Annotated in this window: 25 protein-coding genes; 10 read left to right on the forward strand and 15 right to left on the reverse strand. The window is 40.1% G+C overall.

The window, feature by feature from the left end; genetic code table 11:
• Positions 1-233: 233 nt before the first annotated feature.
• The 7 genes from mnmG to Q4A91_RS02515 form a co-directional block, all read right to left on the reverse strand.
• The gene (mnmG, locus tag Q4A91_RS02485) at positions 234-2147 is read right to left on the reverse strand and encodes a tRNA uridine-5-carboxymethylaminomethyl(34) synthesis enzyme MnmG (RefSeq protein ID WP_303204448.1); all 1914 of its coding nucleotides are present in this window, start codon (positions 2145-2147) and stop codon (positions 234-236) included.
• 8 nt (positions 2148-2155) lie between these two features.
• Complete coding sequence (locus tag Q4A91_RS02490; RefSeq protein ID WP_303204449.1) at positions 2156-2611, reverse strand: NUDIX hydrolase; 456 nt, start codon at positions 2609-2611, stop codon at positions 2156-2158.
• Positions 2612-2751: 140 nt separating this feature from the next.
• On the reverse strand, positions 2752-3873 hold the full coding sequence (mnmA, locus tag Q4A91_RS02495; protein WP_303204450.1) for a tRNA 2-thiouridine(34) synthase MnmA: 1122 nt from the start codon (positions 3871-3873) through the stop codon (positions 2752-2754).
• Between the two features lie 427 nt (positions 3874-4300).
• The gene (gene argH / locus Q4A91_RS02500; RefSeq protein WP_303204451.1) at positions 4301-5692 is read right to left on the reverse strand and encodes an argininosuccinate lyase; all 1392 of its coding nucleotides are present in this window, start codon (positions 5690-5692) and stop codon (positions 4301-4303) included.
• 27 nt (positions 5693-5719) lie between these two features.
• Positions 5720-6916: an argininosuccinate synthase gene (locus Q4A91_RS02505; protein ID WP_303204452.1), complete on the reverse strand. Its 1197-nt coding sequence runs from the start codon at positions 6914-6916 to the stop codon at positions 5720-5722.
• A gap of 15 nt (positions 6917-6931) precedes the next feature.
• Positions 6932-7738 carry an ABC transporter substrate-binding protein gene (locus tag Q4A91_RS02510; protein WP_303204453.1) on the reverse strand — a complete coding sequence of 269 codons (807 nt, stop codon included), beginning with the start codon at positions 7736-7738 and terminating at the stop codon, positions 6932-6934.
• Between the two features lie 278 nt (positions 7739-8016).
• Positions 8017-8646, reverse strand: coding sequence for a LysM peptidoglycan-binding domain-containing protein (locus Q4A91_RS02515; RefSeq protein WP_303204454.1), 630 nt, complete (start codon positions 8644-8646; stop codon positions 8017-8019).
• A 241-nt stretch (positions 8647-8887) separates the two neighbouring features.
• Here Q4A91_RS02515 and sdaAB point away from each other — a divergent pair, with 241 nt between their 5' ends.
• The 3 genes from sdaAB to Q4A91_RS02530 are packed head-to-tail and all read left to right on the forward strand — an operon-like array spanning position 8888 to position 11097.
• Positions 8888-9559, forward strand: coding sequence for an L-serine ammonia-lyase, iron-sulfur-dependent subunit beta (sdaAB, locus tag Q4A91_RS02520; protein WP_000555868.1), 672 nt, complete (start codon positions 8888-8890; stop codon positions 9557-9559).
• An 8-nt stretch (positions 9560-9567) separates the two neighbouring features.
• The gene (gene sdaAA / locus Q4A91_RS02525; RefSeq protein ID WP_042767623.1) at positions 9568-10440 is read left to right on the forward strand and encodes an L-serine ammonia-lyase, iron-sulfur-dependent, subunit alpha; all 873 of its coding nucleotides are present in this window, start codon (positions 9568-9570) and stop codon (positions 10438-10440) included.
• A gap of 27 nt (positions 10441-10467) precedes the next feature.
• On the forward strand, positions 10468-11097 hold the full coding sequence (locus Q4A91_RS02530) for an HAD-IA family hydrolase (protein WP_303204455.1): 630 nt from the start codon (positions 10468-10470) through the stop codon (positions 11095-11097).
• An 87-nt stretch (positions 11098-11184) separates the two neighbouring features.
• On the opposite strand, the gene Q4A91_RS02535 is transcribed toward Q4A91_RS02530, so the two are convergent.
• The 4 genes from Q4A91_RS02535 to Q4A91_RS02550 all read right to left on the reverse strand — a co-directional run bounded on the left by Q4A91_RS02535 (position 11185) and on the right by Q4A91_RS02550 (position 14883).
• Entirely contained in the window at positions 11185-11364 is a 180-nt protein-coding gene (locus Q4A91_RS02535; RefSeq protein WP_303204456.1) for a DUF805 domain-containing protein, read from the reverse strand.
• A gap of 90 nt (positions 11365-11454) precedes the next feature.
• The gene (locus Q4A91_RS02540; protein WP_303204457.1) at positions 11455-11877 is read right to left on the reverse strand and encodes a DUF805 domain-containing protein; all 423 of its coding nucleotides are present in this window, start codon (positions 11875-11877) and stop codon (positions 11455-11457) included.
• A gap of 249 nt (positions 11878-12126) precedes the next feature.
• Positions 12127-13977 (reverse strand): nucleoside-diphosphate sugar epimerase/dehydratase, encoded by a 1851-nt coding sequence (locus Q4A91_RS02545; protein WP_303204458.1) that lies wholly within the window; start codon positions 13975-13977, stop codon positions 12127-12129.
• 75 nt (positions 13978-14052) lie between these two features.
• Positions 14053-14883 (reverse strand): glycosyltransferase, encoded by an 831-nt coding sequence (locus Q4A91_RS02550; RefSeq protein WP_303204459.1) that lies wholly within the window; start codon positions 14881-14883, stop codon positions 14053-14055.
• Positions 14884-15104: 221 nt separating this feature from the next.
• Between Q4A91_RS02550 and Q4A91_RS02555 the strand changes: the two genes are divergently transcribed.
• The 7 genes from Q4A91_RS02555 to Q4A91_RS02580 all read left to right on the forward strand — a co-directional run bounded on the left by Q4A91_RS02555 (position 15105) and on the right by Q4A91_RS02580 (position 21962).
• Positions 15105-16271, forward strand: coding sequence for an MFS transporter (locus tag Q4A91_RS02555; protein ID WP_303204460.1), 1167 nt, complete (start codon positions 15105-15107; stop codon positions 16269-16271).
• Positions 16272-16474: 203 nt separating this feature from the next.
• Complete coding sequence (locus Q4A91_RS09330) at positions 16475-17698, forward strand: hypothetical protein (RefSeq protein WP_368389530.1); 1224 nt, start codon at positions 16475-16477, stop codon at positions 17696-17698.
• Positions 17667-18950, forward strand: coding sequence for a DUF2971 domain-containing protein (locus Q4A91_RS09335; protein ID WP_368389531.1), 1284 nt, complete (start codon positions 17667-17669; stop codon positions 18948-18950). Before Q4A91_RS09330 ends, Q4A91_RS09335 begins: the two co-directional genes overlap by 32 nt.
• A 155-nt stretch (positions 18951-19105) precedes the next feature.
• On the forward strand, positions 19106-19432 hold the full coding sequence (locus Q4A91_RS02565; RefSeq protein WP_000273860.1) for a PadR family transcriptional regulator: 327 nt from the start codon (positions 19106-19108) through the stop codon (positions 19430-19432).
• Positions 19419-20012 (forward strand): DUF1700 domain-containing protein, encoded by a 594-nt coding sequence (locus Q4A91_RS02570; RefSeq protein WP_303204461.1) that lies wholly within the window; start codon positions 19419-19421, stop codon positions 20010-20012. The genes Q4A91_RS02565 and Q4A91_RS02570 overlap by 14 nt, the downstream gene beginning before the upstream one ends.
• Positions 20005-20937: a DUF4097 family beta strand repeat-containing protein gene (locus Q4A91_RS02575; RefSeq protein ID WP_303204462.1), complete on the forward strand. Its 933-nt coding sequence runs from the start codon at positions 20005-20007 to the stop codon at positions 20935-20937. Before Q4A91_RS02570 ends, Q4A91_RS02575 begins: the two co-directional genes overlap by 8 nt.
• A 62-nt stretch (positions 20938-20999) precedes the next feature.
• Positions 21000-21962 (forward strand): DUF6574 domain-containing protein, encoded by a 963-nt coding sequence (locus Q4A91_RS02580; RefSeq protein ID WP_303204463.1) that lies wholly within the window; start codon positions 21000-21002, stop codon positions 21960-21962.
• A 227-nt stretch (positions 21963-22189) separates the two neighbouring features.
• On the opposite strand, the gene Q4A91_RS02585 is transcribed toward Q4A91_RS02580, so the two are convergent.
• The 4 genes from Q4A91_RS02585 to Q4A91_RS02600 are packed head-to-tail and all read right to left on the reverse strand — an operon-like array spanning position 22190 to position 26382.
• Entirely contained in the window at positions 22190-24220 is a 2031-nt protein-coding gene (locus tag Q4A91_RS02585; RefSeq protein ID WP_303204464.1) for an ATP-binding cassette domain-containing protein, read from the reverse strand.
• On the reverse strand, positions 24213-24794 hold the full coding sequence (locus tag Q4A91_RS02590) for a hypothetical protein (RefSeq protein ID WP_303204465.1): 582 nt from the start codon (positions 24792-24794) through the stop codon (positions 24213-24215). The genes Q4A91_RS02585 and Q4A91_RS02590 overlap by 8 nt, the downstream gene beginning before the upstream one ends.
• Before the next feature lie 8 nt (positions 24795-24802).
• Positions 24803-25495: an ABC transporter permease gene (locus Q4A91_RS02595; RefSeq protein ID WP_303204466.1), complete on the reverse strand. Its 693-nt coding sequence runs from the start codon at positions 25493-25495 to the stop codon at positions 24803-24805.
• A gap of 23 nt (positions 25496-25518) precedes the next feature.
• Positions 25519-26382, reverse strand: a complete 864-nt coding sequence (locus Q4A91_RS02600; RefSeq protein ID WP_303204467.1) for an ATP-binding cassette domain-containing protein — start codon at positions 26380-26382, stop codon at positions 25519-25521.
• Positions 26383-26646 lie beyond the last annotated feature (264 nt).

Raw genomic sequence — 26646 nt, forward strand, 5'->3', positions numbered from 1 at the left:
ACAGAACTAAATCCTTTCAATAATTATTTGTCTAACTTTTTGGGGTCAGTACACTTCGGAGCTGTTTTTTCTATGCTTTCTTTTGAGATTGAAACTCAATAAAAATCGAAATCAGACTAGAAGGCTAGGCGAAAGCATAACTCAAGTTAACTCCCATAGTTCGGGGAACTATGGGAGGTTGTAGATGAATCAAAGCCAAGCTTTGAACTCATTTGTAAGAAGCCGACGACGTATCATTTTGATTTTTGAAGAGTTTTAGAAATACTACGATTTTTACCTTCCAAATAGACCATCAAAATAGAAATATCTGCTGGGTTAACTCCCGAAATACGGCTGGCTTGGCCGATCGTTTCTGGATTGATAAGTTTGAACTTCTGACGGGCTTCTGTTGCAATGGAGTCAATATCATCCCAGTCAATATTAGCTGGAATGCGTTTTTCTTCCATGCGTTTCATCTTGGCAACCTGATCCATGGCTTTGGAAATATAGCCTTCGTACTTGATTTCTGTTTCAATCAATTCGATAATCTTGTCATCTAACTCTTCAGCTGCAGGTCCGATGAAAGCCTCCACATCCTGGTAAGAAACTTCTGGACGGCGAAGGAATTCCTTGGCTGTCACTGCATCTGTCAACGGCTTGAAGCCCATCTCCTCAACCTTGGCATTGGTTTCTTTGACTGGCTTGAGTTTGATACTGTCTAGGTGCTTCATCTCATTGTCAAATTGATTTTTCTTGATTTCAAAACGAGCCCAGCGTTCATCATCGACAAGACCAATCTCACGACCCATCTCTGTCAAACGCATATCGGCATTGTCATGACGGAGTATGAGACGGTATTCAGCACGACTGGTCAAGAGACGGTAGGGTTCAATGGTTCCTTTGGTCACCAAATCGTCAATCATCACCCCGATATAGCCGTCACTGCGCTTCAAAATCAATTCAGGCTTGCCTTGGATTTTCAGAGCCGCATTGATACCAGCGATAATCCCTTGACCAGCAGCTTCTTCGTAACCTGACGTTCCATTTGTCTGACCAGCAGTGAAAAGTCCTGATATTTTCTTGGTTTCAAGTGTTGCACGCAACTGGTGAGGCAAGACCATGTCGTACTCAATGGCATAACCAGTTCGCATCATCTCTGCATTTTCCAAACCTTTGATGGAATGAACTAGCTCGCGCTGCACATCCTCAGGCAGACTGGTTGAGAGACCCTGCACATAGACTTCCTCTGTATTGCGTCCTTCTGGCTCAAGGAAGAGTTGGTGACGTTCCTTATCCGCAAAGCGCACAATCTTGTCCTCAATCGACGGACAGTAACGAGGTCCCACACCCTTAACTACACCTGTAAACATAGGCGCACGATGGAGGTTATTTTGGATAATTTCATGACTGGTACCATTGGTATAGGTCAACCAACATGGCACCTGGTCCTTGACATAGTCCTCATCACGTGAAGTGTAGGAGAAGTGATTTGGCGCTTCATCTCCTGGCTGAATCTCTGTCACATCGTAATCGATAGAGGAAGCCTTGACACGTGGAGGGGTTCCTGTCTTGAAACGACCAATTTCGAGTCCCAGTTCCTTGAGATTGTCAGCAAGGTTAATCGAAGCCAGACTGTGGTTAGGACCTGACGAATACTTGAGGTCTCCGATGATGATTTCCCCACGGAGGGCAGTCCCTGTCGTCACGATAACAGCCTTGGCAGCATACTCTTGATGGGTCGCTGTACGAACACCGACAACCTTGCCATCTTCCACCAAAATCTCATCAATCATGGTTTGACGAAGGGTCAGATTCTCTTGATTTTCAACGGTCTTGCGCATCTCCTTAGAGTAAAGTTCCTTGTCAGCCTGCGCACGAAGGGCACGGACAGCTGGACCCTTCCCAGTGTTGAGCATCTTCATCTGGATGTAGGTCTTGTCAATGGTTTTGGCCATCTCGCCACCAAGTGCATCCACTTCACGCACGACAATCCCCTTGGCAGAACCTCCGATAGAAGGGTTACAAGGCATGAAAGCCAGCATTTCAATGTTGATGGTCGCAAGCAATACCTTGCAGCCCATACGGCTGGCTGCTAGAGATGCTTCTACCCCAGCGTGCCCCGCACCGATTACAATAATATCGTATTCTTCCGTAAAATTATAAGTCATTTTCTCTCCTATTCCTCAAGATGGATGTGTCTTAGTTGGCCGTCCCAGTCTGGTAGAGCTGTTTTTAAAAAGGCTGGAACTAGCTGGATATTCTGGAGCTGATCCAAGTCAATCCACTCACAAGGTTGCGTTTTTTCGTCTTCCTGCATGGTCAATGGAGCATATTCAAGCAAGTTCACCAGATAATGAAACTCGATGTTGTGATAGGAAACACCGTCTTGTTCAAAACGATTCTCAACTACAAAGGCTAGTCGCCCAGCCTCAGCTTTGACACCCAGTTCTTCCCTCACTTCACGGACTACCGCGTCTTCCGTTCTTTCATTGACTTGAATCGCACCACCGATAGTGTAATACTTGCCCTTGTCTTTGGTAACTAGGAGCTTGCCATTTTGGAGAATCAAGGCTGTCGCCCGAACACCAAAAACTGTATTTTCCACTTTTGTCCGAAAGTCTTGTTGAGTCATTTTTATCCTTTCCCTTAAACGACACAAAAACAGTCAAAACTCGTAAGGAGTGCAGGACAAAAAAGCCTGCAACATCCATGAGCTTTGACCATCATTTCTATTGCTTTTATTATTGTAGCAAATTGAGAAAATTTGTCAATCTAAATGTACTGACAAACCTGTCCATCTCGATAAGCATTATCAATCAAACCACCACCGAGACACTCTTCGCCATCGTAAAAGACAACTGCCTGTCCTGGTGTGATCGCGCGTTGTGGTTCCGCAAAGATGACCTCTGCCTTGTCTCCTTTGACATGTACTGTCACCTTAGAATCAGGCTGACGATAGCGGAATTTAGCTGTACATTCTAGCGTAAATTCCTCTGGCATGTCACGAGTAAAGTGGACTTGACTGGCTTCTAGGCTAGTTGACATGAGTGAGTCATGGTAGAATCCTTGGCCAACATAGAGAATATTCTTGCTCAGGTCTTTTCCGACAACGAACCAAGGGGCATTGTCACCGCCGTGTTGCCCACCGATACCGAGACCGCCTCGCTGACCGATTGTATAATACATGAGACCTGCATGCTCGCCCATATCGCGACCGTCCACAGTCATCATGCGACCAGGCTGAGCTGGCAGGTAGTTACTGAGAAAGTTTTTAAAGTTCTTTTCTCCGATAAAGCAAATCCCTGTCGAATCTTTCTTCTTGGCAGTCGCAAGTCCTGCTTCTTCTGCGAGTCTGCGAACTTCAGGCTTTTCCAAATATCCCAAGGGGAACATGGTTTTTTGGAGTTGTTCTTGCGAAAGTTGACTGAGGAAATAGGTCTGGTCCTTGCCATTGTCCACGCCACGATGCATGTGAACGATGCCATCCTCATCACGCGCCACTCGAGCATAGTGCCCAGTCGCTACATAGTCTGCGCCTAAGGTCATAGCATAGTCCAAAAAGGCCTTGAACTTGATTTCCTTGTTACACATAACGTCTGGATTTGGCGTGCGCCCTGCACGGTATTCCGCTAGAAAATACTCAAAGACGCGGTCCCAGTACTCTTTTTCAAAATTGACAGAGTAGTAAGGAATGCCGATCTGATCTGCCACCGCAGCCACATCCTTGTAATCTTCGGTCGCCGTACAGACGCCGTTTTCATCTGTGTCATCCCAGTTCTTCATGAAGATACCGATCACATCGTAGCCCTGCTCCTTGAGCAAGAGAGCCGTCACCGACGAATCAACACCACCACTCATCCCCACGACAACACGTGTTTTAGAGTTATCACTCATGGTAAGTCTCCCATCTATTCGTTTATTTATACCCCTCAACATTCTATTTACTATGACTTTCAATAGAATTTCTTTGAGTATAGTCTTTTCGTTTGCTTTTAGGAGTAAAATGGTCTGGGAGACCATTTTAGCCTATCATCTTAAAATGAAAATATGATAGGCAACGAGTCGCAGGTATAACTTGAGTTCGCTCAATCAGTCTGGGAGATTGATTGAGGTTATAAATCAGACAAGCTCAGCTTGCATCTCATTTCGAGTTAACGACGTAATAAAAGATAAACGAAATGACTAATTCACGATTGAAGGTCGTGTGTGCTTAACGATTGAAGGTCGCTTGAGCAGTATTCATTATAACACGCTTGGTTGGAGAAGACAAGAAAGAGGCTGATAAATCATCTCAACCTCTCTTTCTTGCTTTACAAACGAATCAATTTTCCCCTTTAAGTTCTTTCTTCGCTTGTTCTATCTGGTATTTCACTTGCTCAAAGCCGGTTCCTCCTAAGCAATTCCGTCTCTGAACAGCGGTTTCTGGGCGCAAGTAGATATAAATATCCTCTTCAATTAAGGGATGGTAGGCTTGCAACTCCTCCAAATCCCAATCTTGGATGTTTTTACCATGCTTGATAGAGTTTAGAACCAATTTTCCTACTATTTCATGCGCTTCCCTAAAAGGAAGGCCTTTTTCAGCCAAATAATCTGCCAGTTCGGTCGCATTCGAAAAATCATTCTCTGTGGATTGCTGCATTTTGGCCTGATTAACCTGCATGCTCGATAGCATACCTGCCAGCACATCCAGAGAATTCAAAATCGTTTCTACTGTATCAAACATGCCTTCCTTGTCCTCTTGCAAATCCTTATTATAGGCCAGAGGCAAAGACTTCATGACGGTCAATAGTTCAAGCAAGTGCCCGTAAACCCGTCCTGTCTTCCCTCGAATCAATTCCGCCATATCAGGATTTTTCTTCTGGGGCATGATAGACGAACCCGTTGAAAAGCTATCAGACAAGCTAATGTACTGATACTCAAAACTGCACCAATTGATGATTTCTTCACAAAAACGGCTCATATGCATCATCAAAATGCTGGCATTTGATAGAAATTCCAAGATAAAATCACGGTCACTCACTGCGTCCAAGGAATTGGTATAGGGTTGTTGGAAGCCCAATAAATCACTCGATAATTGACGATTGATTGGAAAAGTTGTCCCCGCTAAGGCAGCCGCACCCAGGGGAGATAGGTCCGTATGTTTCAGGTTAAATGCAAAACGCTCGCTGTCCCTTTGGAACATATTGTAATAAGCCATGAGATGGTGGGCAAAACTAATCGGTTGGGCGTGCTGCAAATGGGTATAGCCTGGCATGATGGTTTCCACATGTTTTTCAGCCAAATCCAGCAAAACACTATTCAGATTCGCCAACTTATCCAAGACATGGCCAAGCTGCTCCTTTAGATATAAGTGCATATCCGTTGCAACTTGGTCATTCCGAGAACGGGCCGTGTGTAGTTTCCCAGCCAGAGGACCGATTTTCTCTGTCAGCAACACTTCCATATTCATATGAATATCTTCATTTGCAATATCAAAATGAAGCTCTCCTGCCTCTAAATCTCGCAACAAAACTTGCAGACCATCTTGGATCTGCTCTGCCTCTTCCAAGCTCAAAATGCCAGTCTGTCCTAGCATTTGAACATGAGCTAGGGAGCCCATCAAATCAAATTTTGCCAGCTGGTGGTCAAAGGAAATACTCGCACCGAACTGTTCTACCCAATCTTCCACAGTGCCTTCAAATCGACCACCCCATAATTTTGTATTTTTCGACATATCCTGTCGTCCCTTTCTATCGCGTCACTACTCAACATTTTTTTGAACTTCTGAATAAATCTTAGTCGGAAGCCCCCAAAGCTTGATAAATCCAACAGCCGCATCTTGGTCAAAAGTATCCGCACTAGTATAAGTCGCCAAATTTTCATCATAAAGAGAATTTGGAGATTTCCGAGCCACTACCTGGGCATTCCCCTTATAGAGTTTAACTTTTGCAGTTCCATTGACAACTTTCTGTGTCTCCTTGATATAGGCAATCAAAGCCTGAGTTGCTGAGCTAAACCACAAGGCATTATAGATGAGATTGGACAACTCATTTTCGATAATAGGTTTAAAATGAGCCACTTCTCTCACAAGAGTCAAGTCCTCAATCTCCTTATGAGCTACCAATAAAGTCACAGCACCTGGGCACTCATAAATCTCTCTTGACTTAATACCGACTAGGCGATTTTCCACATGGTCAATACGACCGACACCGTGTTTGCCCGCAATTTCATTTAGTTTTTGAATCAAATCCGCCACTTTCATCTTCTCTCCATTGAGGGAGATAGGCACCCCGCAGCTAAACTCAATGTCAATAAATTCTGGACTGTCTGGCGCCTCTTCTGGAGAAGATGTGATTCCAAATGCTTCTTCTGGTGCTTGGTTCCAAGGATTTTCCAAGACACCACATTCATTTGCACGTCCCCAAAGATTTTGATCGACAGAGTAAGGATTGTCAAGGTCAGCAGGAACTGGGACGCCGTTTTCTTTGGCATATTGGATTTCTTCTTCACGAGACCATTTCCACTCACGAACAGGCGCAACTACCTTTAAATTGGGCTCCAAAGCTGCAATAGAGACTTCAAACCGAACTTGGTCGTTTCCCTTACCTGTACAACCATGGGCAATTGTGGTTGCCCCCGTCTGATGAGCTATTTCAACAAGTTTTTTTGAAATAAGAGGGCGACTCAGAGCAGATACCAAGGGATACTTTTGTTCATAATAGGCATGAGCCTGAAGGGCCACTAAAACATAGTCATTAGCAAATTCTTCCTTAACATCAATGACATAAGACTCAATAGCCCCAACCTTGAGAGCTTTATCGTGGATGAACTCCAAATCTTTTCCTTCACCCACATCCATACAAACAGCGATCACATCATAGTCTTTTTTTAACCATGTAATAGCAACCGATGTATCCAATCCACCTGAATAGGCTAAAATAACTTTTTCCTTACTCATTTCTCTTCCTTCTTTCTATTTTTCGATAGAGGCTTTAAAAGCATCGTCAATCAATTTGTCCAACTCCCCAGAATCTTTCAACTTCTGGATGGTTTTGTCAACCGCCTCTTTTAATTCTTTACTGTCTTTTTTCATCACAACAGCGTAGGAATCTTCTTTGTCATTGTCAAAATCAAACTCAGCGATGGCTAGGTCTGAATTATTCTCTACAAATCCTTTCGCCACTGGTTCCTCAAAGATAACCGCATCCAGTTGCCTTGATTTTAAATCTGTTATCAAATCTCCATTTTTAGGAAGTGAAACGAGAGAAGAATCCTGCAAGGTTTCTTTAGCCAGAGTTTCCTGGATAGAACCTTTCTGCGCTCCAACCTTTTTCTGAGCCAAATCCTTGACTGATTGGTAATTCGTTAATTCAGATTTTCTTACGATAACCTTATTTTTCGAAGTGTAGTAGGGAATTGAAAAATCGTAAACTTGACTTCTCTCCTCCGTTTTAGAAACACCTGATATGGCAAGATCGGCCTTGCCTGAATCAAGACTAGCCAGTACATTGTCAAAACTCATTGGAGAGAACTCCACTTCTACACCTAGTTCCTTTGCGATGGCTTTGGCTAGCTCAACATCTGAACCTACAATCTGATTTTTCCCATCAACCAATTTCTGGTATTCAAATGGAGCAAACTCTGGATTTAGGGCTACCACCAATTTTCCTTTAGCCTTAATGGCTTCAACACCTTGGGATTGAGTGTTACTACAAGCAAATAATAAGGGAAACATAAGCAAACCAAACATCGTCATCAACACCTTCTTCACTTTATTCATAGAAGAGCCTCCTTTTATTTTTATACTTTATTATTGTATAAATAATACTCCTATCATCCTTGTTTGTCAAGAAAAAACTGTATTTTATTTCATTGGAATTAAGAAAAAGCTTATTATATGATATATTTTTACACATAATAAGCTTATTTATACCATTTGAGTTTTAAAACAATTTGAAGAATTTCGTTGGAATTATACAAATAGAGCATTGCTGAGAAGATCGTTACGCTTTTTGTTCTAGAGAAACAAAAAAAGAGCCCTAAAGGGCTCTTGTATTCTTAATACCAACCGTTATTAAGCCAGAAGTTCTTGGCAGCTGTCCATGAACCGTAACGTCCTGCAACGTAGGCAGCTGCTACACGTTCTTGGTTTTCAGCTGAGTAGTCACCGTTCAAGTATGAATCTGTCAATTGGTAACGTCCGATGTAACGTCCGTTTGTAGCTGTGTAACTACCACCTGATTCTTTTTGAGCGATCCATTCTTTGGCTTCTGCTTCAGAACCACTTACAGTAGAAGCTGATGCAGTGTTGCTTTCTGCTGCTGGAGCTGCAGGAGCAGGTGCAGCTGGCGCTTCATAAGTTGTTGTTGCTGCTGGAGCTTCTTCAACTGTTTCTGTAGCTACTGGAGCTGTTTCTTCCGTTGTTGCTGCTGGAGCTACAGTAGAAGCTGTTCCTTCGATAACCAAAACTTGGTCAACATAGATAAGGTGAATATCTTTGATATTGTTTTTTGCTGCCAATTTTTCAACAGTTGTGTTGTACTTCTCAGCGATTTCTGAAAGAGTATCACCTGATTTAACTGTGTAAGTTACAGTTTCTTGGGCAGATGCAAGTGATGGAGCAAAGAAAGCAAGCAAAGCTGCTACTCCTGCGATAGTTGTTTTAATTTTTTTAGTTGTTAATGACATATCTAAAAATTCTCCTTCCATTGGATATATCTATGATACCTTTTAAATGTTACCGTTGTTTAACGGTTTTATGTAGAAATATTACAAAAATGTTTTATATTTACCGTTTTAAGTAGGTTTTTGTCACAAAAGACCTTATTTTATACTATCTTTAATCATTTTAAGCTTTTGATAAGGGAAATAAGCGCAGAGGTCCATTCTTTGATATAATAGATATAAGAATCTTTGTAAGGGGAAACAGATGCACTCACTTCGTTTTCAATCTGTCTTTGACATTATCGGACCAGTTATGATTGGCCCATCAAGTAGCCATACTGCTGGAGCTGTTCGCATCGGGAAAATCGTCTCTTCCATCTTTGATGATACGCCGACAGAAGTCGAATTCCAATTATTTAATTCATTTGCCAAAACCTACCGTGGTCATGGAACTGACCTTGCTCTCGTCGCTGGTATTTTAGGTATGGATACGGACGATCCCGACATTCCAAATAGCCTAGAGATTGCCCATAAACGTGGCATCAAGATTGTCTGGACCATTCAGAAAGACAGCAACGCTCCTCATCCTAATACCACTAAAATTACTGTGAAGAATGAACACAAATCCATCAGTGTGACAGGAATTTCCATCGGTGGAGGAAATATCCAAGTTACGGAGCTTAACGGCTTTGCTGTCTCTCTCAACATGAACACACCAACCATTATCATCGTGCATCAAGATGTTCCAGGTATGATTGCCCATGTTACTGAAGCCCTCTCTCGTTTCGATATCAACATCGCTCAGATGAATGTGACTCGAGAAAAAGCTGGAGAAAAAGCCATTATGATTATCGAAGTCGATAGTCGAAGTTGCGAAGAGGCGATTGAAGAAATCCGAAAAATCCCTCATCTCCATAATGTCAATTTCTTTAAGTAGGAGGAAGCATGTTTTATTCTATCAAAGAATTGGTCGAGCAGGCGGATCTAGACTTCCAAGGGAATGTTGCAGAACTCATGATTGCAACCGAATATCAACTAACTGGTCGGGAACGGCCAGAAGTTCTCCTTCTCATGGAACGCAATCTAGAAGTCATGAAAGCCTCTGTCGAGCTCGGCCTCAGTGAAAATAAATCCCGTAGCGGCCTAACGGGCGGAGACGCGGCCAAACTAGACCGCCATCTCAAAAGTGGCAAGGCCTTGTCAGATTTTACCATCCTATCAGCAGCCCGTAATGCCATCGCGGTCAATGAACACAATGCGAAGATGGGCTTGGTCTGCGCTACTCCCACCGCAGGAAGTGCCGGCTGTCTGCCAGCCGTTCTCACTGCTGCTATCCAAAAATTAGACCTTAGCCACGAAGAACAGCTAGATTTCCTCTTTGCTGCGGGTGCCTTTGGACTAGTCATCGCAAACAATGCCTCTATCTCAGGCGCTGAAGGCGGCTGTCAGGCCGAAGTTGGCTCTGCCTCTGCCATGAGTGCCGCAGCCTTAACCTTGGCTGCAGGTGGAAGCCCCTATCAGGCTAGCCAAGCCATTGCCTTTGTCATTAAAAATATGCTAGGTCTCATCTGCGACCCCGTCGCTGGTTTGGTTGAAGTTCCCTGTGTTAAGCGCAATGCCATGGGAGCCAGCTTTGCCTTTATCGCAGCAGACATGGCCTTGGCAGGTATCGAGTCTAAGATCCCTGTTGACGAAGTCATCGATGCCATGTACCAAGTCGGATCTAGTCTTCCAACTGCCTTTCGTGAAACAGCTGAGGGTGGACTCGCCGCTACACCTACTGGTCGCCGCCTACAAAAAGAAATCTTCGGAAAATAAGCTTATCTATATCTATTAGGAGAAACTATGCCCTCTATCTCAGCAATCTTTTTTGATCTAGACGGAACCCTGGTTGACAGTTCCATCGGGATCCACAATGCCTTTACCTATACCTTTGAACAACTAGGAGTTCCGAGTCCTGATGCCAAAACCATTCGTGGTTTCATGGGGCCACCACTTGAAAGTAGTTTTGCAACATGCCTCCCCAAGAAACAAATCCCAGAGGCTGTGCAGATATACCGCTCTTACTACAAGGAAAAAGGAATCCACGAAGCCCAACTCTTCCCCCGAATAACGGAATTGCTTCAAGAGCTTTCGCAAAACTACCCTCTCTACATCACTACAACAAAGAATACTCCTACTGCTCATGATATGACTAAAAATCTGGGAATCCATCATTTCTTTGATGGCATTTATGGTTCTAGTCCTAAAACACCACACAAGGCGGATGTCATCCGTTACGCCTTGCAAACGCATCAACTCCCTGCAGACCAAGTCCTCATCATTGGGGATACCAAGTTTGATATGATCGGAGCTCAAGAAACTGGCATTAAAAAGTTTGCTGTTACTTGGGGATTTGGAGAAGAGGCTGATTTACTCAGCTATCAGCCTGACTGGATTGCCCGTACCATTGATGATATCATTAGCCAGCTCTAACCATACAAAAATACTCCTAACACTAGTGAACTAGGTTGAGGAGTATTTTTTATATGTTGTTACTATCAGAAGGAATCAACTCTATGCTTAAGCGGTAATTTGATCCTGTTCTTCAGTATCTGCATCTTCATCCTTCTTACTTGGCCAAGCAAGCATGACAATAAGCGCAATCGGTCCAACGATAGGAACCAAAGCAATGAAGATAAAGGCCCAGTGGAAACCAGCATCCCGTAAGCGACGAACAGTCACGGCGATAGAAGGCAACATGAGAATAGCCGCTAAAAAGAAGTACAAGTCCTGAAGCGATTATTTGCTGTGAAGCGCGACTCAGCCACTTTAAAATAGAGTAGAAATATCTTAATATTTTCGTACCATTTCTTCAAACTGAGAGTCTTCCGTATTCTCTTTATCTTTTTCACTATTCTCTATCACTTTTTCTACAAATCGTTGACTTGGCATAGCGAGCATAACAAGCAGTGTTAATGCACCCAAAGGGACAAATACAATAAAGATATAGGCCCAATGGATACCCACATCCCGTAAACGGCGTACAGTCAGTGCTAGTAGAGGAACAAACTCTACTATAAACAAAATAATACACATACTGAAGACCGCAATATTCCTGATGGCTTTATCAGATTCTACTCCAGTAAAAAGTGAGTAGTAGGCGGGTAAGAAAATCACCATATTTAGCAGCCAAACCCACCAAAATTCTGGACGTGTGGAACGACCAGAAAAATTTGCATAGCCTTTGAAAAAACTCCTAATAGCACTCAGCATACAAAAAATCTCCTTTTGATTTTAATACTTATTTCGCAAAGTTATGTTACCAGCTTAAAAAAGAGGTAGTTTTTAGATTGTCTGAAATCACTCTCCTGATAGATCACATAACATCGTCCTTTGAATAGTTGCGCTTATTAAACCTTCGAAATATCCGATGTTCTCTACTCTCTATTTATAAAAACCAGCTTTCTGATTCTCTCAGAAAACTGGCGATAGTTGTTTCATTATGAAGGTAGTTGGACACTCTTACTCAGCATGAGTTGTTTCATTTGCAAAGGAAATAATCGCTTCTTTAAGCTCATCTCCGCTGAGTGAACGGAACTCTTCAATCTTTTGATCGATGGCTTCTAGAGGCATGACGTTTACCTTACCAACGAAAATCTTGTCCATGACTTGATTATCAACCAATTCGGTCGAAACCAAGAGTTCTTCATAGAGTTTTTCACCTGGGCGGATACCAACCTCAACGATTGGAATTTCACTTTCTGTGTGCCCGCTTAGAAGAACCATTTTCTTAGCCAAGTCATAGATCTTGACTGGTTTGCCCATATCGAGGATAAAGACTTCTCCGTCCTTGGCATAAGCGCCAGCATGGATTACTAGACGGCTAGCCTCTGGAATGGTCATGAAGTAACGTGTCATACGGAAGTCTGTCACCGTTACAGGACCACCTTCAGCAATCTGACGTTCAAAGACAGGAATCACGCTACCACGACTGCCCAGAACATTTCCAAAACGGACTGCACAGTAGGTTGATTTGCTACGTTTGTTAAAGCCAGTGACAATCAACTCTGCCACGCGCTTAGTCGCACCCATAACATTTGGTGGATTGACCGCCTTGTCAGTCGAAATCATGACCATCTTAGGTACTTTGGCTTCATCAACAGCCTTGGCAACATTGTAGGTTCCGAGGATATTGTTCTTGAAGGCTTCTTTTGGATTGCGTTCCATCATCGGAACGTGTTTGTGGGCTGCAGCATGGTAAACAATGGCTGGTTTGTACTGCTCAAACACCTGCAAGAGACGGTCATAGTCCTGAATATCTGCAATAACAGGAACATAATCAATCCCTTGGAATGTACGGATCAATTCATGATAAACGAGATAGATTGAGTTTTCACCATGTCCAAGCAAGACAATACGCTCTGGATTAAAGCGACTAACCTGACGACAAATCTCTGAACCAATCGAACCACCAGCTCCTGTCACCAGGATGGTCTTGCCTGTAATCTCAGTACCCAGACGCGATTCGTCGAGACGAATCTCCTGACGCCCCAAAAGGTCTGTGATATCAATTTTTTGGAAACCACTACCTGGTTGATGGAGCCCTTGAACGACTGTCTCAACCTTAGGCATCTTGTAACATTTGACGCCTAGCTTATTACACATCTGCAAGATGCGTTCGTACTCTGATGGGTCAAGCGAAGGAATCGCTACGATAACACGCTCGATCTGGTGACGTTTAGCTAATTCAGGCAGATTATCATAAGAGCCCAAAACTGGGATTCCACCTAGTTTTTGTCCCTTTTTCTTTTCATCATTATCCAAAATCCCCACTAGCTCAAGGTCGCTAGTTGGGTGTTGGTAGCTGTTCATAAAGAGGGCACCACCATCACCAGCACCGATCAAGAAGGTACGACGATGCTCACCATCTCCACTACCTTGCTTTCGCTTAGAATAAATCAACTGCCAAGTGATACGAGGAAGCAAGATGAGGAAGGTACTCAACAAAATGAAGAGTACGATGAAACGGATAGAAAACAATGGAAGAAAGGCATAGCAGATCCCATAAGAAAGAACACTGCTGAGCATCACTCCGAAAAAGATTTTCATGAAATCCGTAATCTTGCTATAACGACTGATACTAGCATTTAGCCCCCAAAATGCAATCATGATTTGATAGAGGAGGAAGGCTAAAAGAGTGTAGATTACATAATCCACAGGCGCAGGATTTATAAGGCCATAAAACAAGATATAAGATACGATGATGGAAACCACCATACTCAGAATATCGAATATCCCCCAAAACACTTGTTTTTGCTGTTTATTTAAAATTTCAACCAGATCAATCACATAATCTGTTAGTTTTTTATTCATAGGAATTTACTCCCCCTTAAAAGAGTCAGATGATACTGTTGTTATGATAACCTGAATCATTCAGTCTATCGGGGCTTACTTTCTCTTTCTTAAAAGTTTGACGAAGATAAACTGACGTACAAAGCCTGGACAAAGTGCAACAATTGCCTGAATGGCTACACTTTTAGCATAATCCATGTAAGAAATTTGCCCTCGCTCAAGCATCCGTTGGCGAGCTTGACGATAGAGTTTAAGGTAACGCAAGCCACCTCGACGCTCAAACATCCCTGCACCAACACGAACCTGACACAAGATTTGATCTAGGTTCCCAGTCTTGGCACCTGCAGCAATCATATTGAGCCAAAGGAGGTCATCCTCCATGTAAAGGCCATCTTCATAGTTGCCCGCCTTGAGGGCCATGTCCTTTTTGAACATGACTGTCATATGGTTAAAGGCGCTTCTCATTCTCTGATAAGCCACAATGTCTGCATGCTGAGTTGGAACACGACGATAAGACACAATCTCATCTGGATTGTCAATGAACTCTGCGATATGCCCACCTAAGAGGTCGAGATCTTCTTTCTCCATTAGCTGAAGCTGTTTCTCAAAACGATCCGGAACGGCTAAATCATCCGTATCCATGCGGGCAATAATGTCATACTGGCACTGTAAAACACCGGATCGAAGAGCCAAGCCTAAACCTTGGTTTTGTTCTAAGGGGCACCGTTTAACTGGAATGTCTGACTGAGCTTCCACCTCATCTAGCACCTGATAGAGTTCTGGTGTGAGCGGGCCGTCCTCAACAAGAACAAGTTCACTCGGTTTCAAGGTCTGGTTTTGAACACTTTTGATAGCATCTCTTAAAAACGTCGGATTTTCCTTTACATAGACCGACATCAAGACGCTGATTTTTTGCTTTTCAGGCACAGTTTTTCTCCAATGTATAGATTTCCTTCCACTATTTTATCACAAATTTTCTCACTTTCCTATTTTTATATCAAATCAAGGAAAATTCTAGTAAAGAAATGTATCTCCTTTCACTCTATTCTCGCTTAAATCAATCGAACTTTCTTAGCTGTCATTACTTGACATTATAAGGAAAAAAACTTAAAATAAGCTGTTATTAAAATCATCCTATCGAGGTTTTTATGAAAAAACAATCACTCTTTTTTATCCTAGGAATTGTCTTAATCGGGACTGTTTTACGCTCTCCTTTCACTGCTCTTCCAACTATTTTAGGAGATATTGCTCAGGGACTAGGAGTGGAGGTTAGCTCTCTTGGGATTTTAACCAGTCTCCCTCTCTTGATGTTTGCTCTTTTCTCGGCTTTTGCGAGTCGCTTGGCACAAAAGATCGGATTGGAACATCTCTTCACTTACTGTCTTCTCCTCTTAACCGTTGGCTCTATCATTCGGATTTTCAATCTTCCCCTTCTCTATCTAGGGACCCTAATTGTGGGAGCGAGCATCGCCATTTTCAATGTACTCCTCCCAAGTATGATCCAGGCAAATCAGCCTCAAAAGATCAGTCTCCTAACAACGCTCTATGTCACTGCCATGGGGGTTTCAACTGCCATCGCTTCTTATCTATCCGTCCCTATCACCCAAGCTAGTTCTTGGAAAGACCTCATCCTCGTTCTCAGCTTTCTCTGTCTGGTCACTCTGCTAGTCTGGTTGCCAAATCATCATCACAACCACTACCTAGAAGGCCAAAAAGAAAAGCAAGTCAAAGAAAACATTCTAAAAAGTAAAGATGTATGGGCTATCATTATCTTTGGTGGTCTTCAGTCCTTGCTCTTTTATACGAGCATGACCTGGCTGCCAACGATTGCTATTAGTGCTGGTCTTTCTAATAGTGATGCGGCTCTTCTAGCTTCTATCTTCTCACTGATCAGCATTCCTTTTTCAATGACTGTTCCAAGTCTGACGACTCATCTGTCAGACGGCCACCGTCGAATCATGCTAACAATTATCTCTATCGCTGGGATGACAGGAATTGCCATGCTCTTGTATCCAAGTAGCAGTTTCCTCTACTGGTTAGTCGTCCACCTCTTGATTGGAACGGCCTGCAGCGCCCTCTTCCCCTACCTCATGGTTTGCTTCTCTCTTAAAACCAGTTCGCCTGAAAAGACGGCTCAGCTATCAGGACTAGCGCAAACAGGGGGCTACATCTTAGCAGCTTTTGGTCCTACCTTGTTTGGTTACAGTTTTGAACTTTTCCAATCTTGGATCCCAGCTGTCCTTGCCCTTCTAGTCATCGATATCATCATGACCGTCTCACTCTTTATGGTAGATCGGGCGGATAAGATTCTTTAATTTTTCTAAAATACTTCTCAGATATAAACAATGCAAAGCCAGACAGAGTCTGGCTTTTTAGGCGTTTCTAGCAACAAAAAGCACCATCCATCTGTTAGCAGAAAGATGGCATTTTTGATATAATAAGATGTATAGAAACTAATTGTCATGCAAAAAATAAATTAGTTTATAAGACAGCTACTATTTCAAACGAGGTACATAGAATGGATGAACAGAAATACAATTTGGTCCAAAGTTTAGCAGAGTTAGATAAGCTCCTTGGCTTATCAGCCAAGGAGACAGATAAGACTGCCTATGAAGCTCTAGCAGAAAAAGCAAGAATAATTTATGAACAATACCCTGAATCAGAAGACATTGCGTTGCTCTATGCTAGAATTTTGTTCAATTTATCAACCAAGCAAACTGAGTTGAAGGAACTAGAGACTACTGTCGAAAGATTAGAGAAATTACAGCAACAATTCCAGGATTCGCCTGATATAGCTTTGCAGTATGCTAGAATTTTGTTCAATTTATCAACCAAGCAAACTGAGTTGAAGGAACTAGAGACTACTGTCGAAAGATTAGAGAAATTACAGCAACAATTCCAGGATTCGCCTGATATAGCTTTGCAGTATGCTATGTTTTTGTTCAATTTATCAACCAAGCAAACTGAGTTGAAGGAACTAGAGACTACTGTCGAAAGATTAGAGAAATTACAGCAACAATTCCAGGATTCGCCTGATATAGCTTTGCAGTATGCTATGTTTTTGTTCAATTTATCAACCAAGCAAACTGAGTTGAAGGAACTAGAGACTACTGTCGAAAGATTAGAGAAATTACAGCAACAATTCCAGGATTCGCCTGATATAGCTTTGCAGTATGCTATGTTTTTGTTCAATTTATCAACCAAGCAAATTGAGTTGAAGGAACTAGAGACTACTGTCGAAAAATTAGAGAAATTACAGCAACAATTCCCTGAATCGCCTGATATAGCTTTGCGGTATGCTATGTTTTTGGTTAATTTATCAACCAAGCAAACTGAGTTGAATGAGCGGGAGGCTACTGTTGAGAAATTAGAAAAATTACAGCAACAATTCCAGGATTCGCCTGATATAGCTTTGCAGTATGCTATGTTTTTGTTCAATTTATCAACCAAGCAAATTGAGTTGAAGGAACTAGAGACTACTGTCGAAAAATTAGAGAAATTACAGCAACAATTCCCTGAATCGCCTGATATAGCTTTGCGGTATGCTATGTTTTTGGTTAATTTATCAACCAAGCAAACTGAGTTGAATGAGCGGGAGGCTACTGTTGAGAAATTAGAAAAATTGCATAAAAAATTTCCAAAATCCGAAGAAATTGCTTTTATATATGGTATGTTCTTAGCAATCTTATTTAATCATCAAACAGAGTTGAGTGAACGTCGTCAAACCAAAAAAAATAATTAAAAAACTCTATGATAAATTTTCCAAATTTATGATACAAAATTTTGATGATCTATTTTTTAGTAATGAAAATGTTTGTGACAGCGAGGAGTACATGCTATTCAACTTTATCCTAAGAGAAGATCTTTTAAAGAATACTAAATATGCTATTTTACAAACATGGGTAAAGCGTTATAAAGAAGACTCGAGTGAACTAAGGAACTTGCTATCAATTTATCAACTTGTCCAAAAAATTAAGTATCAATTGGGACTAAAAGACGAAGATAAAAATCAGGTACTTAAATTCGGCCATTACACCAAGGGAAGCACTCTCCAAATTATGTTAGATCAAGAGGAGAATGAAAAGAAGAAAAGTACTTTTTCGGTATCTGGGAAAACTCGTTTGTATAATGCTAATTATATGAATGATCCTGAAGAAGGAATCGTAATAGAACAGATATTGGGCTTAGATAGACGAGATGTTTTGGAACCAAGCTCATGGTTCTTAATGAGCTTTACAAACAAAACGGATGATTTGGCCATGTGGTCCCAGTATGGTGATGATGCCAAAGGTGTTTGTCTGGTACTTCGAGAAAAAGATTTTTCTAGATTTACTTCCTTCAATGATGTTTCTTGGCGTCAAGAAAAAAACTTTTTAGAATTCTCTGATAAGATGTATTTACTGAAATCTGAATTAAATAGTGGTTTTGAAAAATCTATCTTTCGGAGTGAAAGTGAAAAATCAGTCGATACCGTTAATGATGAAGGAACTGAAACTAATTCTGTAGAAAAAGATAGTGATTCAAAAGGGAATAGTGATTATCTCTACCGAATGGCCTATGTTAAGCATATAGAGGAAAATTTAAAACTAGAGCGAACTGAACTATTTGAGGAATCGGAAATAGAAGAATTAGAAAAATTGTTGAATAGTTTAAAAGAAAAACTAGATATCGGTTCAAAAGTCACAGAGGAGAACTATCAAAAAGCGATTTCTGACTGTATCGAAGAAATTCGCTACTTATTTAAATCTGTCGATTATAAATATGAAAATGAACTACGTATCTTACGCTATGCTAATCTAGACCCAAGTAATAAGGAAATCAAAATTGACAAAACCTCTGGAGTAGGTAAACTTTATGTAGAACGAAAAAATTCAATTCAAATCGGCGAAGTGATTTTCGGTCCTAAGTTTCCAAATCCTGAATACGTGACTCCTTTATTGAAACTTTTGGATAAGAAAATTAAGTATAAGAAATCTACGATAAAATTTAGATAAAGTCTGACAACATCCTCTAAACTTCTAGTTTTTACTAGGAGTTTTTTATATATAAAATTTTTACACATATTTCTTGACAGGGCTTTCAACTTGAGATACAATATATTTGAAAAGAGTATATATAAAATTTTTATATAATATAAAGGAGGTTTCCCATGTACTTCCCAACATCCTCTGCCTTGATTGAGTTTCTCATCTTGGCTGTACTGGAGCAGGGGGATTCTTATGGTTATGAGATTAGTCAAACCATTAAACTCATCGCCAATATCAAAGAATCTACGCTCTATCCCATTCTCAAAAAATTGGAAGCCAGTGGCTTTCTGACCACCTACTCTAGAGAGTTTCAGGGGCGTATGCGCAAATACTACTCCTTGACCAATCGGGGCGTAGAGCAGCTCGTTACCCTAAAGGAAGAGTGGACGCTCTATACCGACACCGTCAACGGCATCATAGAAGGGAGTATCCGCCATGACAAGAACTGACTATCTGACTCAGTTAGAAACCTATCTCCATAAACTACCTGAAGCTGACCGCATCGAAGCTATGGACTACTTTAAGGAACTATTTGACGATGCTGGCTCTGAGGGCGAAGAAGAGCTCATTGCCAGTCTAGGAACACCAAAAGAATCGGCTCATGATGTCCTCTCTAACCTCCTCGATAAAAAAGTTAATGAGGCACCTGCTCAAAAGAATGACCGTCAACTGATACACATTGCCCTACTTGCCTTACTAGCAGCCCCTATCGGAATTCCTGTTGGAATTGCAATTATCTTAACCATTATCGGGCTTTTTATCGCAGCCGCCTCCGTCATTTTAGCCTTCTTTACCGTCTCTGTGACAGGTATCCTACTGGGCGGACTCTTTATCGTAGAGAGCTTTAGCGTCCTAGTCGAAGCCAAATCTGCCTTTATCTTGATTTTTGGGGCCGGTTTGCTTTCTATCGGTGCTTCTTCTCTTGTTCTACTGGGCATCTCCTATGTAGCTCGTTTCTTTGGCCTCCTGGTCGTCCGCTTGGTACAATGGATTCTTAAAAAAGGAAAGAGAGGTGACAGACATGCGTAAATTGACAAAAGGATTTCTCATCTTTGGTGTGGTTTCTACAATCCTTGGTTTTATCATGATCATTGTAGGCGCCCAGTCCAATGGTATTCAAAGTTTGCTTGCCATGTCAAAAGACCCCGTCTATGACAATCGTATCGAAGAAGTGACCTTTGGAAATGAAGTGGAAAAACTTGATTTGACCCTTGAGGAACATAGCCTAACCATCACAGAGTCTGTAGATGACAAGATCCATATCACCTATCATCCTTCCGTGTCTGGTCGTCACGATCTGACTACTGGCATGAGTGACAAAACACTGAGCGTCACTGACAAACAAGCCTCCCAACATCGTTTTCTCGGTTCAGGAATCGAAGGCTTACTTCGTATTGCCAGCAGTTATTCTAACCGTTTTGACGAAGTCATTCTCTCCCTCCCCAAAGGAAGAAGGCTGCAAGCTATCACCGTCTCAGCCAATCGTGGACAAACCAATATTCGTCAAGCCAATCTTGAAAATGCGACAATCAAAACAAAAGGCTATCTCTTAAGAATAACAGAAAGCTCTATCAAGAATAGTACACTAACGACTCCTCATATCATCAATATCTTTGATACCGAATTTACAGATAGCCAGATCAAAACGGAGGGGGAGCATATCTATGCTGAAAATATCCAGGTTCATGGTAAGGTTGAGCTAGACTCTCATAACGACTTAAGACTCTTTCTTTCTAAGGCAGAATTCGATCGTATCAATTTAGACATTTCTTCCCAGCATGGTGGTATTTATCATAATGCACAAAGAGAACACCCTCGACAAAGAGAAAATGAACTTACCAACCCCTACAAGACAGACAAAGCAGATGTCAAGGACCTGCTCATTATAAAAGCCAATCAGGATATCTACCTACCTAAGGAAGAAGAATACTCTGCTCCACCTAGAAATCATTGACAAAAACGCTTTCATCTGCTAGTCTAAAGATAGAAAACGACCATAAAAAAGGAGGTTCCACCATGACACAAGAATGGTTTGAAAGTGCCGATCTTGAGAAAAAATCACCTCAGACGAAATCAGAAATCCAACCCGACGAGCCAGAGACTTCGGAAACTGTGGAAGCTGAACCACAAGTAAGCGAAGGAACACCTGTCTCACCTAAAGAGATGGAAACGCATGAGGAGGAAGCTCCCGAAATGATTGAGGAAACCCAAACCGAGGAAGAGGGAGAAGGGAAAGCTGAAGAGGAACACAAGCAAGAAACCCCTGCAAAAGAGAAAAGTATCCTCAGCAAGGCTTTAGAAAGCCCCTATATCCCAGATATTGACCCTCGTAAAACAGCCAGATTCAAAGAAGAAATCGCACTGTTTTGGACTTGGCTGCTGGATGCTATCCAAGAACCAACTGCCAGCAAGACTACGGACCAAAAGCATCGTTACAGTGTCTTTGCCCTGCTCACTTTGCTATCCTCGATTAACCTTTTCTTTAGTATCTATCATATCAAGCACCTTTACTACGGCTATATGGCCTCTATTGCCAATAGTTTACCTAACCAGCTCCCTCCTTTAGATCTCTTTGCTGGACTTTCTATCTTGGTCGCTAGCGCTCTATTTTACTTTTCTATCATTTTGGGAGGCTTTACTGTCCGACGTGTGCTGGACCAGGAGAGCGACTTCACATTCCAAGAAGCTTGCGATCATTACAGCCGACTCTTTGCTATACCACTTGTCCTAACGGCTCTAGCAAGTTTCTTTGCACTCTTTGGTGGCTTACGATTTGCTGGCATCCTCACTCTTCTCAGCATGGCCATCTTTGCCCTTGGAAATCTCTTTGTGATTAGCAAGCCAAGTAAAACCAGTAACCTTGATCCATTTTATCGTTTCTTGCTAGCTGTCTTACTTGATAGCGCTACTCTCTTACCCTTCTTCATTGCAGAGCTCGCGCTGACAGTGGACTACCTTCGCATCCTGACATTCTTTTAATCAAAATCCCTGCCATTTGTTAATGACAGGGATTTTTATGCTTACTTTTTTTAAACAAGGCCTACTCGATGCTTGCCAATCCTCCAAAGTCTTTTCCTAGGATGGGTTTTATTCCTAAAGTTCAGTAGTATGATAACATTGCTATAAAACTCGTTATTCCAAATATTTTGCAAATTAGTTATAGGTAAAATGAAGATTAGAAACCACCAATCTCCATTTTTTAACTTTTAATGAAATTCATCCATATTAATAACTTTGCTTGCTCTAGCAATAACATCCTTATCATGAGTCACGACAATAACAATCTTTTCCTCGTTCACTAATTTCTCAACCTCATTTAGAAATAATTCAGTTGAGTTTCTGTCCAAATTTCCTGTAGGCTCATCGAATAGATAGATGTCCTTTTCTTGTGATAAACTCCTCATGAGTAGAATTTTTTGTTTCTGACCTTGCGAAATATTGGTGGCTTTCCCATCAATCTGATGACTCAGAGATACATTGAGATTCAGACTATCTAGATTATTTGATTCATAGTTTTCCTTATTAAATAGGGTGAAATGAATATTTTTTGAAACACTTCCAGGGAATACGTGAAATTCAGATGAATACACGCTTAAATAATCCAAAATATTAGTCTCCTCTAAAGTAGAAAAACTTTCCATTCCATTCAGTACAATATCACCCTCTGTTGGAGAAGATAATCCCTGAATAATATTCAAAAGAGATGATTTCCCAGTTCCATTACCGCCTGTAATAACGGCTAATTCACCACTATTAAACTCGAAATTTAATTTATTAAACACCAATCTTTCATCCCATTTTTTACATAAATTCCGACATGACAACTGTTTAATTTTAGCTACTGAAACAGGAATAACATCCCTTTTCGCTTCTACCTCCTCTGTTCCAATAAACTCAAAGGAATATTGACTTTTTTTCAATGCTACCCAAGATGTAATTAAAGAACTTAAAATGCTGGATAAAAGTAATAGAATCAAAATACTATTTGCATACTCTGCTATATGTTCATAATCTCTCATAGAAATTATAGTAGCAATCAAAAATGAACCAGTTAAACCGATAAATATCTGAGTAGAAGCTAATAATCTATTGGTAATATGTGTACTATCTAGTTTCGTTCCCAACAGTTCATTGAGTCTTTCATTAAATTCTTTGATAAAGTCGCTAGATTTTTGGAAACTTATAATATCTTGCAAACCATAAATTGTATTTTCTACAAGAGAACTAAAGTTAGAACTCTTAGCAATAAATTCTCGCTGATTTTTTACAACTTTTCGTATCTCAACATTTACATATAAACCAAGAATAACTATAGATAAGCTTGTAACTGCGAAAATAATGATATTCAATTTTAATAGCAATAATAGTAGCAAGCAAAACACTAAAAGTTGTACCTTTAAGTAAAATTTTTGCATAATACCTGTTGCTGATAACAACAAATTCCAAAAATAACTACTAACATACTCATAATTCTTGGTTAAAGAAAAATCATTTAATTGGTTCTGATAAAAAGAGGACAGAGTATCATTTAAAAAATCATTTTCAATCTTTCCTTTTAATCTTGTTTCCAATATAGAAAACTGCCAATACAAATATGAACCTAATATTATTGAAGCGAGACTAAATAACTGAAAGCTAAGCTGAATATTAAGCAGATTAGACATTGTTATTTGTAGAAAAAAAGCAATAGTAACTGGTAAGATAATTTTGGCTATTCCCAAGAAAAAGATTGCAAACTTCCTCTTCCAACCAAGTGAAGCTAGAAATCTATGATATAACTTATCTGCATAGCTCAAAGTAACAACACCTTTTTTATCTTCTAAATTAACACTCTCACTCTTTTGGGGAATTAAAACAACTCCTACACTCTGACTAAAAAGTTCTAATCTTGAAATTTTCTCAATTTCTTCATTCGCAGGATCGGAGACCGTTAATGAATTACTATCTCCATCTAATACAACAATATAATGAGGCAAACCAGCTCTTTCTACTACCATCAAATAAGGAAATGATACGTTATTTAATAAACTAGGAGTGTCAATTTGATAAGAATCCGCATCAATACCATAGCTTTTTAATACATCTTCTATTTCAAACAAAGACAGTCCTTGGTGATTATTATTATCAAATTGTAGACTATCTAAATGTTCTAATTTGGGGAAATAATAAGAAATGATTGTCTTTACACAAGCCATTCCACAGTCCAGCAAAGTTGCTTGTTTATAGTGACTAACCATTATTTTCTCCTTTTTCAACACTTATCTTACTATAACCATCAACTTCAATGACGCTATTCGAAGTTTGATTTGTGGTAGGAACCCTTAAAATTTCTCCGGTATTATTTGTATGCAAAGTATAAATCCCATCAAAATCTTTAGGAACTGTAATAGATACATCGCCAACAAGAGTATCTATAAATATTTTTTCGAAAGTAGTATTTTTTCCTAAGGAAATAGTTACATATAACTTGTCTTTTCCTTCTGAACTCAGAGTCAAATTAAAACCATGTTGTGAAAATGGTAGATATAGACTATCTGAACTCATTTTAACGTTTTTAGATATATTATTCGCTGATTCTTCGGAAACTTTTCCTTCTATTTGAACACTTGTTTCATCTGATTCACTCTTGACAACTTTAACATCAATTGCTTGCTTTGAGCCATAAAACTCTAACGTTTTAATATTTTTAGAAGAGAGGGTCCATGATTGTTTCACACTGATTGTTGTCTCTCCTCGTTTTAAGGTTAATAAAATTCCAGCTACTACAAACAATAACAACAGCCCAATTACAATTCCTATTTTTTTCATCATTAGTCCTCCTATTTAAATTCTTTTTTACTGAATACAACAAACGTAAGCATGATTACTGCTAGACCTGCCACTATAGGATAGCATGCGTTTGTAAGGGTAAATTGACTGATATCTGGTGATGCTTTCAAATTTAAAGTCATTAGTAAATAGTCTCTCACACTCTCACCAGAGTTTGGAAGAACGTAAACTAATAGATTATCAAATAGTAAAATGTAGAGCGTATAAATCATACATGATTCATAAACCTTATCAAATATTTGAAAAATCAATAAGGAGATACTGATAATAACAAAATAGTATGGTAGCTGGTGTAAAAATGTCGAAACAATCAACACCATGTCCCCTTCTAAATAAACAAGAGCTGCTAAACTATAAAAAATAGACACATATAATAAAGACAAACAAAAGGTTCCCAAAGTTTTATATAAAAATAACTTCCATCGTTGTTTTTCTTTTGTGAGCAGAATATTGATCGTACGGAAACTATAATCTTCCCCCCAGGAAAATAAATTAGCAGAGATGAAAAGCAAAGGAATAAAACCACTCACGTTTGAAATCAACACTCGAAATGCCGGCTCATTTTCATTTGATGACTTAAAAAACAAGGAGAATAACAAAACTAATAACCCTATCAACAAACTAGGAAGCACTCCTCTTTTTTCCCAGTAAAATTTATACATATCTGCTTTAAGAGAATTCATGACTCTCCTCCTTTCTTAAATCATCAGATAATATTACGCAAATAGTAGTCCTCAAAGCGTTCCTTCTTAATATAAATATCCTGTATCACTAGATTTGAACCAATACTATATTCCAAGATAGCCATTAATTTTTCCTTTTCTGTAACAACCAGATAGTCATCCTGCTCAAAATGAACAATGCCCTCTTTTTCTAAAAACATTTTTAGAATCTGATTGTCACTTGTCTTTAGGAAAATTTTTTCAGATAAATCATTCGCTAACATTTGTGAACTCATCACATTTAGAATCTTTCCTTTTTTCATGATGATATACTTATCTGTTATAAATTCCAATTCTGACAGAATATGACTCGAGATTAAAAAAGTAACTCCTAACTGATCCCTTAAATTCAAAATCATTTTTCTTAAATCTGAAATCCCTTGAGGATCTAAACCATTCACTGGTTCGTCTAGGATAATGAGCTCTGGATTATCCAGAAGAGCAATTGCTATCGATAATCTTTGTTTCATGCCAAGAGAATAGTTTTTCACTTTTCGATCCCATGATGGTTTGGGTAGGCGAACCAATTCCAACATTTCTATGATATCTGTCTTTAAACCAAATCTTGTCTTGTAATATTGCAAGTGTTGGCGTCCAGTCAGGTTTGGATAGAGGGCAGGTGATTCGATAATACTGCCAATCTTATACTGAGAAACATTCTTGATTTCTCCCTTATCAGCCCGAATTAGTCCTAGGAGAATTCTCATTAATGTTGTCTTTCCAGCACCATTTTCACCGATAAGACCACATATTTCTCCTCGTTCAATATCAAAGGAAATATTATGGAGAACCTGTTCTTTCCCATATGTTTTATCGATATTTTTAAGACTTAAAATCACACGATTCATAGTTTCTCTCCGTTCATTATATTAAAAAAGTCTCTGACAAGGAATGAACCCTGCCAGAGATTTTTAGCTTACATTAACTCCAACAGAAGAACCCAATACCTGTGAGCATTCCATAAATACCGAGTGGTGAAACAGCACAAAATTGACCTGCTACAATGTGTTTTTTATGTTTATTACTTAGTTTTTTCATTATTTAACCCTCCTTTTAATCCCAACAAAATATGCCTACTCCATATCGAAGACCGATAATACAAAAGCGACCTG

It is taken from the genome of Streptococcus sp. (assembly GCF_030528045.1).
In the GTDB taxonomy this organism is placed as follows: Bacteria; Bacillota; Bacilli; order Lactobacillales; family Streptococcaceae; genus Streptococcus.